Genomic DNA, 13,987 nt, shown 5'->3' on the forward strand with positions numbered 1-13,987 from the left:
CCGCCGTCCCACCCGACTCGACGACGGGAGAACCATGTCGACGTCCCCGATCAGCCCGGTTGACCTGGGCCTGCCTGACCCGACGCCGCGCGGGTTGTACGACCCACGCTTCGACCGCGACTCCTGCGGTGTGGCGTTCGTGGCTGACCTGCGCCGTGGCCCGAGCCACTCGGTGATCGAACTGGCGCTGACCGCGCTGCGGAATCTCGAGCACCGCGGGGCGACCGGCCGCGAGGCCGATACGGGTGACGGCGCCGGCTTGCTTGCGCAGATCCCTGACGCGTTTTTCCGCGCCATCCTGGACGTCGACTTGCCGCCGGCCGGTGGGTACGCCGCAGGCATCGCCTTCCTGCCCACCGACAATTTCGCGGCGGCGACGAAGGTGTCGGCCATCGAACGGATCGTCGCCGAGGAGCAGCTTCGGGTTCTCGCGTGGCGGGAACTGCCGATCGATCCCTCGGTGCCCGGTCCGTCGGCCCGGGCGGTCATGCCCCGGTTCCGCCAGCTTTTCGTCGCACCCGTCGATTCGTCGCTGACCGGGATTGATGTGGAGCGACGCACGTTCCGGGCCCGCAAGCGGATCGAACGTGAAGTCGGCGTGTACTTTCCGTCACTCTCGCCGCGGACCATCGTGTACAAGGGCATGCTGACCGCACCGCAGCTCGAGCGGTTCTTCCCCGATCTCGCCGATCCACGGTTTGCCAGCGCGTTGGCCTTGGTGCACTCCCGGTTCTCGACGAACACGTTCCCGAGCTGGCCGCTGGCACACCCGTACCGGTACATCGCGCACAACGGCGAGATCAACACCATCATGGGGAACCGCAACTGGATGCGGGCGCGGGAAACCTTGTTGGCATCCGACCGGATACCCGGCGACCTCTCCCAGCTGTTCCCCATCATCACGCCGGGCGGCAGTGACTCGATGAGTTTCGACGAGGTGCTGGAATTGCTGCACCTCGGCGGCCGGTCCCTGCCGCACGCGGTCCTCATGATGATTCCGGAGGCGTGGGAGAACAACGACGAAATGCCCGACGACCTGCGGGCGTTTTACGAATTCCACGCGAGCGTCATGGAACCCTGGGACGGCCCGGCGTGTGTCACCTTCACCGACGGCACGGTCATCGGTGCGGTCCTTGACCGGAATGGCCTGCGTCCGGGACGCTACTGGGTCACCGAAGACGGCCTTGTCGTGTTGGCCAGTGAGGTCGGTGTCCTCGACATCGATCCGGCGACGGTCATTCGGAAGGGCCGTCTCCAGCCTGGGCGCATTTTCCTCGTCGACCTGTCGCAGGGGCGCATCATCGACGACGCCGAAATCAAGGCGCAATTGGCGGCGGAGAAGCCGTATCGCGAATGGCTGCACGCCGGGCTGTTGAAGCTGCCGGACCTGCCGGACCGGGAACACGTTGTTTACACCCACGAGTCCGTGCTGCGCCGGCAGCAGACGTTTGGTTACACCGAAGAAGAATTGCGGCTCATCCTTGCGCCGATGGCGCGCAGCGGTGCCGAGCCCATCGGGTCGATGGGCAACGATGCGCCGCTCGCCGTTCTCTCCAACCGTCCTCGGCTCCTCTTCGATTACTTCACGCAACTCTTCGCCCAGGTCACCAATCCGCCGCTGGACGCCATTCGTGAGGAACTCGTCACTTCGTTGGCGAATACCATCGGCCCGGAACAGAATCTCCTCGAACCGACCCCGGCGTCGTGCCGGCAGATCGTTGTTCCGTTCCCGGTGATCGACAACGACGAGCTGGCGAAGATTCTGCACATCAACGACGACGGCGACCTGCCGGGGCTTGCGCCGTACGTGGTCCGTGGCCTGTACCGGGTGAGCGGCGGCGGCGCTGCGCTGCGCGAGCGGTTGGCGGAAATTTGTGCGGAAGTCTCGGAGGCCATCGAGCGAGGCGCCCGTATCATCGTGCTTTCCGACCGGGACTCCGACCGCGAATTTGCCCCTATTCCGTCGCTCCTGCTCACCGGGGCGGTGCATCACCATCTCATCCGGGAGAAGACCCGGACCAAGGTGGGTCTGGTCGTCGAGGCCGGTGACGTCCGCGAGGTGCACCATGTCGCGCTGCTCATCGGGTACGGCGCCGCCGCGGTGAACCCCTATCTCGCCATGGAAACCGTGGAAGACATGGTGCGCACGGGATTCCTGCGCGGCATCGACGCCCAGACCGCGGTGCACAACCTCGTCAAGGCGCTCGGCAAGGGCGTGCTGAAGGTCATGTCCAAGATGGGAATTTCGACGGTCGCCTCATACACCGGCGCCCAGGTCTTCGAAGCGCTCGGGCTCTCACAAGAGGTGATCGACCGCTACTTCACCGGGACGCCGTCGAAGCTGGGCGGCGTCGGTCTCGACGTGCTTGCCGAAGAAGTCGCGGCCCGCCACCGGAAGGCCTACCCGGTCGACGAAGTCCGGCCGTCCCACCGGCGCCTGGACGTCGGCGGTGACTACCAGTGGCGCCGGGAAGGGGAATTGCACCTGTTCAATCCCGAGACGGTGTTCCGGCTTCAGCATTCGACCCGCACCGGCCGATACGACATTTTCAAGCAGTACACCCGGCTCGTTGACGAGCAATCCCGCAACCTCATGACGCTGCGCGGGTTGTTCCGCCTCCGCACCGGTGTTCGGCCCCCGGTGCCCATCGAGGAAGTTGAACCGGTGAGCTCCATTGTCAAGCGGTTCTCAACCGGTGCGATGAGTTACGGCTCGATCAGCCAGGAGGCGCACGAAACGCTCGCGATTGCGATGAACCGGCTCGGCGCCAAGTCCAATACCGGTGAAGGCGGAGAGGACCCGGAGCGGTTGTACGACGAGCGGCGCAGTGCCATCAAGCAGGTGGCCAGCGGGCGGTTCGGAGTGACCGCCGAGTACCTCACGGCCGCTGACGACCTGCAAATCAAGATGGCCCAGGGTGCCAAGCCCGGCGAGGGCGGTCAATTGCCGGGTCACAAGGTGTATCCGTGGATCGCCAAGACCCGGTACTCCACGCCCGGTGTCGGGCTCATTTCACCGCCGCCGCACCACGACATTTACTCCATCGAGGACCTCAAGCAACTCATCCATGACTTGAAGAACGCCAATCCGCGGGCGCGGATTCACGTCAAGCTCGTCGCGGAGACCGGTGTTGGGACGGTGGCGGCCGGTGTCGCCAAGGCGAAAGCAGACGTCGTCCTCATCTCGGGCCACGACGGCGGCACCGGAGCGTCGCCGTTGACGTCCATCAAGCATGCCGGTGCGCCGTGGGAGCTTGGGCTTGCCGAGACCCAGCAGACGTTGGTGGCCAATGGGTTGCGGGACCGGATCGTCGTGCAGACTGACGGGCAGCTCAAGACCGGCCGGGACGTCATCATTGCGGCTCTCCTCGGCGCCGAGGAATTCGGGTTCGCGACCGCGCCGCTTGTCGTGTCCGGATGCATCATGATGCGGGTCTGTCACCTCGACACCTGCCCGGTCGGCGTGGCGACGCAGAATCCCGAATTGCGCAAGCGGTTCAACGGCAAGCCGGAATTCGTCATCAATTTCTTCGAGTTCATCGCCCAGGAAGTGCGGGAATATCTCGCCGCCCTGGGTTTCCGGTCGCTGGACGAGGCAATCGGCCAGGTCGAGTTCCTCGACGTCTCGGACGCCATCGATCATTGGAAGGCGAGCGGCCTGGACCTTTCGCCGATCCTGCGCGTGCCCGACAACCGCGACGAGCCCCGCCGGTGCGTCACGGTGCAGGACCACGGCCTGGACAAGGCGCTGGACAACACCCTCATCGCGCTCTGCGAAGGCGCGTTGAACGACGCCACTCCGGTCAAGCTCGAATTGCCCATCCGCAACGTCAACCGAACCGTCGGCACGATGCTCGGCCACGAAGTGACTAAGCGGTACCGGGGCGCCGGTCTTCCCGACGACACCATCGACATCACCTTCACCGGTTCGGCCGGTCAGTCGTTCGGCGCGTTCCTTCCGCGGGGTATCACGCTCCGGCTCATCGGTGACGCCAACGATTACGTCGGGAAGGGTCTCTCCGGTGGTCGTATCATCCTGCGCCCGCCGCTGGAAGCTCCCTTCGAGGCGCACAAGAACATCATTGCCGGGAACGTCATGTTCTACGGCGCCACCGCCGGGGAGGGCTTCGTGCGCGGAGTCGTCGGCGAACGATTCTGCGTGCGCAATTCCGGTGTCACTGCGGTGGTGGAGGGTGTTGGCGACCACGGGTGCGAATACATGACCGGCGGTGTCGTCGTCGTTCTCGGCGCGACCGGCCGGAACTTCGCCGCCGGCATGTCGGGCGGCGTGGCCTACGTCCTCGACCTTGACCCACTGCGGGTCAATACCGAGATGGTGGATCTCGATCCACTGGACAGCGACGACGCCGAGGTGCTGGAGCGGCTGGTGCGCAAGCATGCGGCGGAAACCGGATCGACCGTGGCGGCGGAGTTGCTCGCCGACTGGCCGGCTGCACTGGCCCGCTTCACGAAGATAATGCCGCAGGACTACAAGCGGGTCCTGGCGGCGAAGGCGCTGGCGGAACAGACCGGCGCGGATGTCAACGAGCAGATTATGGCGGCTGCACATGGCTGATCCCAAAGGTTTCCTGACCACTCCGCGTGAGACACCTGAGCTGCGGCCGGTGGCCGAACGGGTGCGGGACTGGAAAGAGGTCTACAAGCCGTTTCCGCACGAGAAGCTCGAACAGCAGGCCGGCCGGTGCATGGACTGCGGCATTCCGTTCTGCCACAACGCCTGCCCGCTCGGCAACCTCATTCCCGAGTGGAACGACCTCACCTGGCGCAGCGACTGGCGGGAGGCCATCGAGCGGCTGCATGCCACCAACAATTTCCCGGAATTCACCGGCAGGCTCTGCCCCGCGCCGTGTGAGGCCGCGTGCGTCCTGTCGATTGACCCGGACCAGACCGGAGGCCCGGTCACCATCAAGCTGGTCGAGCACGAACTCGCTGACCGAGCGTGGGACGAAGGATGGGTGACACCCCAGATTCCCGGGCGTCTGTCGGGCAAAACTGTCGCTGTTGTCGGTTCCGGGCCGGCAGGGCTGGCCGCCGCGCAGCAATTGACCCGCGCCGGACACACCGTCGTCGTCTACGAGCGGGCCGACCGGATCGGCGGGCTGCTGCGGTACGGCATACCCGAATTCAAAATGGAGAAATGGGTCCTCGACCGGCGCCTGGCTCAGATGGAGGCGGAGGGAACCCGCTTCCGCCCGAATGTGCATGTCGGCGTGGATATCTCGGCCCGCGAGCTGAAAAGTCGCTATGACGCCGTGGTTTTGGCGATCGGTGCAACCGTGCCACGGGACCTTCCCGCGCCCGGCCGGGAGTTGCGCGGCATCCACCAGGCGATGGAGTACCTGCCGATTGCCAACCGGGTCCAGCAGGGCGACCTCGCTGAGCCGACGATTACGGCGAAGGACAAGCGGGTCGTCATTATCGGCGGCGGCGACACCGGCGCCGACTGCTTGGGCACCGCGCACCGGCAGGGCGCGAAATCCGTTGTGCAGCTGGAGATTCTGCCGCGACCGCCGCTGCGGCCCGCTCCGAGCACGCCGTGGCCGACCTGGCCGCTCATGTTGCGGACCTCCACCGCCCATGAGGAAGGCGGCGAACGCCGGTTCTCGGTGAACACGCTGGAGTTCCTTGGCGACGGAGCGGGGAACGTGCGCGCGCTGCGGCTCGTCGAGGTCCGGATGGTTGACGGCCGGTTCGAACCGATTCCCGGAACCGAGCAGGAATTGCCGGCTGATCTCGTGCTGCTCGCCATGGGTTTTCTGGGTCCCGAACGCACGCTCATCGAGCAATTCGGCCTGCAGACCGACGTCCGTGGAAACATCGCCCGCGATGAGTCGTATGCCACCAACGTTCCCGGGGTGTTCGTGTGCGGAGATGCCGGGCGTGGTCAATCTCTCATCGTGTGGGCGATTGCCGAAGGCCGTGCGGCGGCGGCGGCGGTGGATCGGTTCCTCACCGGGGTTCCGCGGCTTCCCGTACCCATCGCACCGAGCGCACGTCCGCTCACCTGAGCTGCGGCGCGTCAGCCGTTCCAGGCGCGGCGGGTCCTCATATACTCGCCACGTGCTGCTGATGTCCCCAGATCCGGTGTTTTCCCGTCGATGAGCCGGCGGGCGAAAATCGTTTGTACGCTCGGTCCGGCGACGGCGTCTCCGGAGACTATTCGGCAACTGGTAGCGGCGGGGATGGACGTCGCCCGGTTGAACGCCAGTCACGGTCGGCATGCCGAGCACGAAGAGATGTACCGCTGGGTACGCAAGGCCTCCGACGAGCTCGGCCGCGCTGTGGGCGTGCTCGTTGACTTGCAGGGTCCGAAAATCCGCCTCGGTCGGATCGCCGGCGGGCCGGTGACGCTGGCCGCTGGTGACGAGTTCACCATCACCACTGAGGATGTGCCCGGCAGCGCGGCCCTGGTGTCTACCACGTATCCCGGTTTACCCACCGACGTGCATCCAGGGATGCGCATTCTTGTTGACGACGGGCGGGTGAGTCTGGAGGTGCTTGACGTCAGCGGAACGCGGGTCCGTACCCGGGTGATCGACGGTGGGGTGATCTCCGATCACAAGGGGCTCAATGTTCCCGGAGCCGCTCTCTCCGTGCCCGCGCTGAGCGACAAGGACGTCGACGACCTCCGGTGGGCGTTGCGTCTCGGCGTCGACATGGTCGCGCTCTCGTTTGTCCGTTCGGCGGCGGATTATGCCGACGTCGCCCGGGTCATGGACGAGGAGGGCCGGCGGGTTCCGGTCATCGCGAAAATCGAGAAGCCCCAAGCGGTTGAGCAATTGGACGCCATTACGGAGGCTTTTGACGGATTCATGATTGCCCGCGGTGACCTCGGCGTGGAAATGCCGATCGAACAAGTCCCGTTGGTGCAGAAGCGGGTCATCGCCGCGGCGCGGCGGGCGGCGAAACCCGTCATCGTCGCGACTCAGCTCCTCGACTCCATGATTAGCGCGACCCGGCCGACCCGCGCCGAGGTCTCGGACTGCGCGAACGCCGTCCTTGATGGAGCCGACGCGCTCATGCTCTCCGGCGAAACGAGCGTCGGCGCACATCCCGTTTTAACGGTCCAGACCATGGCGCGCATCATCGAACGGGTCGAGGAGGAAGCCCTCGCTGAATTGCCCGACGTCGGCGGCCGGCCCCGCACCAAGGGAGGCGCTATCGCGCACGCCGCCGTCGTTCTCGGTGCCGATCTCGACGCGAAGTACCTCGTCGCCTTCACGGAATCGGGTGAGAGTGCGCGGCGGCTGGCCCGGTACCGGTCGCCCATTCCGCTCCTCGCGTTCACGCCGGTGCCGGCGACCCGTTCCTGCCTTGCCCTGACGTGGGGGGTGGAGACGTTCCTTGTCGCGCCGGTCTCCCACACCGACGAGATGGTCCGCCAAGTGGATCGCGCGCTGCTCGAGATTGACCGTTGCCGCCGCGGGGACCTCGTCGTCGTCATTGCCGGTACGCCGCCCGGGGTCTCCGGCTCGACCAACATGCTGCGGGTGCACCGGATCGGCGACACGATGGACGCCGACCATCCGGCGTTTCAACTCTGACCGGCGTCCAGCCGGCCTCCCGCGTACCCCGGGTCGGATTCGAACCGACACTGGATGGTGTTTGAGACCATTGCCTCTACCGTTGGGCTACCGGGGCTCGTGCCGTGCACAGCACGCAGGATGAATCTACCGTGTCTCCATTCTCCGCCGACCGCTACGCTGCCAGCGTGCCCGACGACTCGACTCCGCAGGCGTCCCCTTCCCCGGCGCGGGTGCCGACCCCGGCCGAGGTGGCGGCGGCGTCCCGGCGGCAACGCCCTCGACGTCGCGCAGTGATCGCTGAGGACGAGGCGTTGATCCGGCTGGACTTGCGGGAGACGCTTGAGGAGTTGGGGTTTGACGTCGTCGGCGAGGCCGCTGACGGAGCGCACGCGGTGGAACTCGCCGCGCAGCTTCGCCCCGACGTCGTCGTGCTCGATGTCAAGATGCCGGTGCTCGATGGCATAACGGCCGCCCGGCAGATCACGTCACAGCGCATCGCCCCGGTGGTGATTCTCACCGCTTTCTCCCAGCGTGATCTCATCGAGCGAGCCCGTGACGCCGGGGCGTTGGCCTACCTCGTCAAACCGTTCAACGCGGCCGAGTTGCTCCCCGCCATTGAGATCGCGACCAGCCGGCACGCCGAGTTGTTGGCTCTGGAACGCGAGGTGACCGAGCTCTCCGAGCGGCTGGAGACGAGAAAGATCATCGAGCGGGCGAAGGGGGTGCTCCAGACCGTGCACGGGTGGAGCGAGCCGGAGGCGTTCCGGTGGATTCAGCGGACCGCGATGAACGAGCGGGTGCCGATGCGTGACGTCGCCGAGCGTGTCCTGCGCGACGGCCGGGCGGACGGGCCGACGTCCTCGTGACCGGGGGAATAGGCGCGGCGGCTGGTCACACCGTCCACACATGCGGCGCGGGCCGGCACCGCACCGGTGACTGTCAGATCACGAGCAGGTTACGACCGGGGGTTCGTGTTCCGTTCGCCGGCCGATCGTGATACCGTCCAAGCCGACAGACCACAAGACCCGTCGGGTAAGGTCGGGTCCCACTCGACGAGGAGTGACAGTGAAACGACGGTTCGCAGCAGCGGTCATCCCGCTCACGGTGGCAGGCTTGGTGGTCTCAGCCTGCTCCAGTGGCAAGAGCTCGGGCGGTTCTGGTGGCAAGCCGGTCTTCAAGATCGGTTATGAGGGACCGCTCTCCGGGGGCAATGCCCAGCTCGGGTTGAACATGAAGTACGCCGTGCAGTTGGCCATCAACGAGGCGAACGCGAAAGGCGACCTTCCCTTCGTCCTCCAATACACCGAGGCCGATGACCAAGGCTCGGGAGACAAGTCGCCGGCCGCCGCACAGCAACTTATTGACGACAAGCAGGTGATGGCCGTGGTCGGTCCGGCATTCTCCGGAGCGACCAAAGCGGCCGAGCCGAAGTTCGCGGACGCGGACCTGGCCACGGTGAGCCCGTCCGCCACCTCGCCGGCGTTGGCGACCTTCGGGTGGAAGACCTTCTTCCGGATCGTCGCGGACGACAACGCCCAGGGCCCGGCCGATGCGGACTACGCCGTCAACAAGCTCGGCATCAAGAACATCTTCGCGATCGACGACGCGAGTGCCTACGGGCAGCCGCTGGAGCAGGCGTTCGAGAACCAGGCGAAGAAGGACGGCGCCCAGGTAACCCACCAGTCGGTGCCGGGCACCACGCAGTGCCAGGCCGGGTCAGGGAACACCCAGCAGTACCCGGCGGTCGCCACCACGATCAAGAATTCCGGTGCCGAACTCGTGTTCTACGCCGGCTACTACTGTGACTTCGCGCTGCTGGCGAAAGCCCTGCGGCAGGCTGGATACACCGGCAAACTCTTCTCCGACGACGCCAGCCTGGACCCGAAGTACATCGAACAGGCCGGCGCCTCGGTCGCCGAAGGCACGTACATCAGCTGCGCGTGCGCTGACATCACGACGAATCCGAAGGCACAGAGCTTCGTCACCAACTTCAAGAAGCTTGCTGGTTTCGACGTGAGCGTGTACTCGGCTGAGGCGTACGACGCCACCAACGTCATCATTTCGGTCCTCAAGGAGCTGGGCCCGAAGGCGACCCGCGCACAAGTTGTCGACAAGCTGCGCACCGTCGACTACCAGGGCATCACCAAGGAAGTGAAATTCCAGAGCAACGGAAATATCGCCGGCAGTGCGGTCTACATCTACCAGGTCCAGAACGGCAAAATCGTCTCGTTGGGCCTGAGCAGTTAGCCGCGTGGAACCGTTGGGGGTCGGGTGCATCTCACCCGGCCCCCAACCCTGACCCTGGGGAGGTCGGCTCCTCGTGTGCGTCACCCGGCATTTCTGGGATTTCTTCGTCAGCGGGCTGGCGAACGGATTCGTCTACGCGCTGATCGCCTTGGGATACACGCTGGTGTACGGCGTACTGCAGCTCATCAACTTCGCGCACAGCGAAGTCTTCATGTCGGGTGGGTTTGGCGGCCTCTTTGCGATTAATTTCGCGATCGGCAGCCGGCATCCGCACGGTCTGTCGTCGGTGTGGTTTGTTCTTGTCGGGCTCGCCGCCGGTGCGGTGACCGGCGGTGTCGTCGCCTACATCCTCGAGCGGGTCGCGTATCGCCCGCTGCGGCGGCGCAACGCGCCCAAATTGGCGTTCCTCATCAGCGCGATCGGAATGTCGTACTTCTTGTACAACCTGGCCGGGAAAGAATTCGGCCGCGACGCGCGCACGATGAAGCCGCCGTTCACTGTCTCGCCGAACAAGCCGCTCTTCACCGTTTTCGGCGCCCCGGTGAATCTGTACGACGCGGTCATCGCCGTATCGGCCATCGCCATGCTGATCCTCCTCGACCGCGTCGTCCAGCAGACCCGACTGGGGCAGGGCATCCGGGCGGTCGCCCAGGACGCCGACACCGCCGCCCTGATGGGCGTGAACATCGACCGCGTCATTGCGCAGACCTTCGTCCTCGGCGGATTGCTCGGCGGCGCCGCGGGTTTCCTCTTCGGGCTTGGCACGGCGGGGGTGAGTTACACGATGGGCTTCACCCCGGGCATCAAGGCGTTCACCGCTGCCGTGCTCGGGGGCATCGGAAATATCCGGGGGGCGATGCTCGGCGGTCTGCTGCTCGGCGTCGTCGAGAATCTCTCCTCGGCCTGCTTCGGCGCGAGCTGGGTGGACGTCGTCGCGTTTTACATTCTGGTTCTGGTCCTGCTCGTACGGCCGATGGGCCTGCTCGGCGAGCGGTTGGGGAGGTCGGCGTGACACTCCGGCGGGTCTGGGCGTGGGCCACGAGCCTGCGCGGTCGGCAACTATGGGTCACACTGGCCGGCGCACTTGTCGTCGACGTGATGACCGGGCCCTCGGGAAGCCTGAACGATCCGACCGCCGGTTTCGCCGGGTCGCTGCTGAGCCGCCGCGTCGGGATCTTCCTCCTCATTGGGTTTGCCTTCTGGCTTCTCGTCACCTCCCGGGAGCGTCTTGCGGCGTGGTCGCGGAGCTGGACGGCGGCTGTCCGGCCGAGCCGCTGGCTGCCGTCGCGGTGGTATCGTCTCGCGGCGTACGGCGTCCTGCTCGCGGTCGCGATCGTCCTTCCGCTTGTCCTCTCCCCGTACTGGCAGGAAGTGGCGGTCGACCAGATCGGCGTGTACGTCCTGCTTGCCCTCGGTCTCAACGTGGTCGTCGGGCTCGCCGGCCTGCTTGACCTCGGCTACATTGCGTTCTACGCGATCGGCGCCTACTCGTGTGCGTACTGGACGGACTCCCTGCCTATTCATCCGCCGTTCGTGCTCAATCCGTTCGCCACAATCCCGTTCGCGATCGCCGCGGCGATGCTGGCCGGTGTGATCCTCGGCGCGCCGACACTGCGGCTCCGCGGTGACTATTTGGCGATCGTGACCCTTGGGTTCGGTGAAATCATCACGATCTACGCGACGAATCTGCAGAGCGTCACCGGCGGGTCACCGGGGAACAGTCGGCCGATTCCGCACTTCTCCATCAACCTCTTCGGCCTGCATTACCGGTGGGGCATCGACAACATGCCGTACTATTACCTGCTGCTGGCCTTCGTCGTGATGGTCATTGTTTTCTTTCACAACCTGGAGAACTCCCGGGTCGGCCGGGCGTGGACGGCGATCCGGGAGGATGAAGTTGCCGCCGCAGCCAGCGGAGTGAACACGTTCCGCTATAAACTGCTCGCGTTCGCCATCGGCGCGTCCACCTCCGGGTTTGCCGGCGTATTGTTCGCCAGTAAGATTCAAACCATTACGCCGCTCAGCTTCTTGTTGCAGCAGTCCATTCTCATTCTGGTCCTGGTGATATTCGGCGGCATGGGTTCCATCCCGGGAGCCATCGTCGGGGCGGCCATCATCCAATGGTTCCCCAACGGCCTCAAAACGTACGTGCGCAAAGAGGACCTCTTCCTTTACCTTGGCGCACTGCTTGTCGTCATGATGATTTACCGCCCGCAAGGCCTCATCCCGTCGCGTCGCCGGGCGCGCGAACTGGCGCTGGCCGAGAGCGGACTGGTGGAAGCCGACGCACTCACGACTGCGAGCAGGGACGTCTGATGGCAAGCGGCACCGGTGACGACCCGATCCTCGAGGTGGATCGGGTGACCCTGCGGTTCGGCGGGGTGACGAGCCTCGCCGAGGTGTCCATTCGCCAACAGCGAGGCGAGTTGCTTGCCGTCATTGGTCCGAACGGCGCGGGAAAGACGTCCTTGTTCAACGCCATCACCGGTGTCTATCGGCCGCAGGACGGTGACATCCGATTCCGGGCGCGGGACCAGCGGCCGGTCTCGCTCATCGGGAAGAAGGTGCATGAGGTCACCAAGCTGGGTATTGCCCGCACGTTTCAGAACATTCGGCTGTTCGCGGCCCTGACCGTCTTCGAGAACGTCAAGATTGGTATTGAATCGCGGCAGCGGACCGGCCCAGTCAGCGCGATGCTCCGGTTGCCGCGGACACTGCGGGAAGAACGCGACGGCGACCGGCTTGCCACTGAACTCCTTGACTTTGTGGGATTGCGGAACCGCGCGAACGACCTTGCGGCGTCACTGCCGTACGGTGCCCAGCGCCGGTTGGAAATCGCCCGGGCGCTCGGCACCCGCCCGCAGCTGCTGTTGCTCGACGAACCTGCCGCCGGCACAAATCCCGTTGAGAAGGCCGAATTGGAAGACCTCATCCGGCACATCAATACCGAGATGGGCCTGTCCATTCTGCTCATCGAGCACGACATGCGGCTGGTGATGTCCCTCGCCGAGCGGGTCGTCGTCCTGAATTTCGGCCGCGTCATCGCGGAAGGCCCACCGGCTCAGGTGCAGGCCGATCCGGCGGTCATTGAAGCCTATTTGGGCACCCGCGCGTACCGAGCCGCGACCGGAGAGGAGGCGTCGGGGTGAGCCTGCTGGAATTGCGCGACGTGCACGTACGGTATGGCGCCATCGCCGCTCTGCGCGGGGTCGACGTGACAGTTGAGAGCGGGGAGATCGTCACCCTGCTGGGTGCCAACGGTGCCGGTAAGACGACGACGCTGCGCACGATTTCCGGGCTCCTTCACCCACACACCGGCCAGATTTTCTTCGACGGACGACGGATCGACACCCTGCCCCCGCACGACATCGTGGGACTCGGGATCAGCCATGTGCCCGAGGGACGGCGGGTCTTTCCGCGGATGACCGTCACCGAGAATCTCGCGATGGGCGCCTACCGCCTGGGCCGTCCCAGAAAGTCGGACTTCGACCGCGTTTTCGCCCTCTTCCCGCGCCTCGCCGAGCGGCGTCATCAGGATGCGGGGACGCTGAGCGGGGGAGAGCAGCAGATGCTTGCCATCGGCCGCGGCCTGATGTCCCACCCCCAGTTGCTCTTGCTGGACGAGCCGTCGATGGGACTGGCTCCGCTCCTCGTCGAACAGATCTTCGACATCATCAAGGAGATCAACGAGCAGGGTACGACGATTCTCGTCGTGGAACAGAACGCCGCCCAGGCGCTTGCCCTGGCGGATCGCGGCTACGTCCTGGAGACCGGCACGATCGTGCTCTCCGGACCGGCACCGGAGCTGCGGATCGATCCGCGCGTGAAGGCCGCCTACCTCGGCGAGGGTGTCGCCTGACCGGTCTAGGCGGGCCGCCAAGCCGGTCTGGCCGACGCAACCGCTCACCGGCCGGATCACGGCGAGGAGGCCCGCGCGGGTGAGCCAACCGGGTGAGCCCGGGCACCTTTGGCGCCGCTTCAGCGGGAAGCGTTCTCTACTCGGTGTCCGGGCTCTTGTCCGGCCACGGTAGTCCCTCCGCCGTGCCGTCGTAAAGGGCAATTCGGCCCATTTCCGCGTCGACACGGTTTGTCGACGAACGTCCAATTTTCCTTTCGCGAGAACGGGGCATTTGCCATCCATCGCTCGAAAATTTGCCGCCACCCCTTTTCCGCTCCAGGGAACCCGACTATCA

At 65.6% G+C, this 13,987-nt stretch carries 9 protein-coding genes and 1 tRNA gene; 9 read left to right on the top strand and 1 reads right to left on the bottom strand.

Translation table 11 applies throughout. The annotated features are described in order from the left end of the window. The first annotated feature begins 34 nt into the window (after positions 1–34). The 3 genes from gltB (at position 35) to pyk (ending at position 7,565) form a co-directional block, all read left to right on the top strand. Entirely contained in the window at positions 35–4,576 is a 4,542-nt protein-coding gene (gltB, locus tag ACEL_RS05545; RefSeq protein ID WP_011719913.1) for a glutamate synthase large subunit, read from the top strand. Then, positions 4,569–6,029, top strand: a complete 1,461-nt coding sequence (locus ACEL_RS05550; protein ID WP_011719914.1) for a glutamate synthase subunit beta — start codon at positions 4,569–4,571, stop codon at positions 6,027–6,029. The genes gltB and ACEL_RS05550 overlap by 8 nt, the downstream gene beginning before the upstream one ends. Before the next feature lie 90 nt (positions 6,030–6,119). Next, the gene (gene pyk / locus ACEL_RS05555; RefSeq protein ID WP_011719915.1) at positions 6,120–7,565 is read left to right on the top strand and encodes a pyruvate kinase; all 1,446 of its coding nucleotides are present in this window, start codon (positions 6,120–6,122) and stop codon (positions 7,563–7,565) included. 24 nt (positions 7,566–7,589) lie between these two features. Here the strand turns inward: pyk and ACEL_RS05560 are convergent. Continuing rightward, positions 7,590–7,662: transfer RNA gene (locus ACEL_RS05560), tRNA-Leu, on the bottom strand. Between the two features lie 115 nt (positions 7,663–7,777). Between ACEL_RS05560 and ACEL_RS05565 the strand changes: the two genes are divergently transcribed. The 6 genes from ACEL_RS05565 to ACEL_RS05590 all read left to right on the top strand — a co-directional run bounded on the left by ACEL_RS05565 (position 7,778) and on the right by ACEL_RS05590 (position 13,653). Further along, positions 7,778–8,413 (top strand): ANTAR domain-containing response regulator, encoded by a 636-nt coding sequence (locus ACEL_RS05565; protein ID WP_193138743.1) that lies wholly within the window; start codon positions 7,778–7,780, stop codon positions 8,411–8,413. 199 nt (positions 8,414–8,612) lie between these two features. Further along, the gene (locus ACEL_RS05570; protein ID WP_011719917.1) at positions 8,613–9,794 is read left to right on the top strand and encodes a branched-chain amino acid ABC transporter substrate-binding protein; all 1,182 of its coding nucleotides are present in this window, start codon (positions 8,613–8,615) and stop codon (positions 9,792–9,794) included. A gap of 73 nt (positions 9,795–9,867) precedes the next feature. Then, positions 9,868–10,806: a branched-chain amino acid ABC transporter permease gene (locus tag ACEL_RS05575; protein ID WP_011719918.1), complete on the top strand. Its 939-nt coding sequence runs from the start codon at positions 9,868–9,870 to the stop codon at positions 10,804–10,806. Then, the gene (locus ACEL_RS05580) at positions 10,803–12,110 is read left to right on the top strand and encodes a branched-chain amino acid ABC transporter permease (RefSeq protein ID WP_011719919.1); all 1,308 of its coding nucleotides are present in this window, start codon (positions 10,803–10,805) and stop codon (positions 12,108–12,110) included. The genes ACEL_RS05575 and ACEL_RS05580 overlap by 4 nt, the downstream gene beginning before the upstream one ends. After that, positions 12,110–12,943 carry an ABC transporter ATP-binding protein gene (locus ACEL_RS05585; RefSeq protein WP_011719920.1) on the top strand — a complete coding sequence of 278 codons (834 nt, stop codon included), beginning with the start codon at positions 12,110–12,112 and terminating at the stop codon, positions 12,941–12,943. The genes ACEL_RS05580 and ACEL_RS05585 overlap by 1 nt, the downstream gene beginning before the upstream one ends. Beyond that, complete coding sequence (locus ACEL_RS05590) at positions 12,940–13,653, top strand: ABC transporter ATP-binding protein (protein WP_011719921.1); 714 nt, start codon at positions 12,940–12,942, stop codon at positions 13,651–13,653. The genes ACEL_RS05585 and ACEL_RS05590 overlap by 4 nt, the downstream gene beginning before the upstream one ends. Positions 13,654–13,987: the final 334 nt, after the last annotated feature.

It is taken from the genome of Acidothermus cellulolyticus 11B, assembly GCF_000015025.1.
Classification (GTDB): Bacteria; Actinomycetota; Actinomycetes; order Acidothermales; family Acidothermaceae; genus Acidothermus; species Acidothermus cellulolyticus.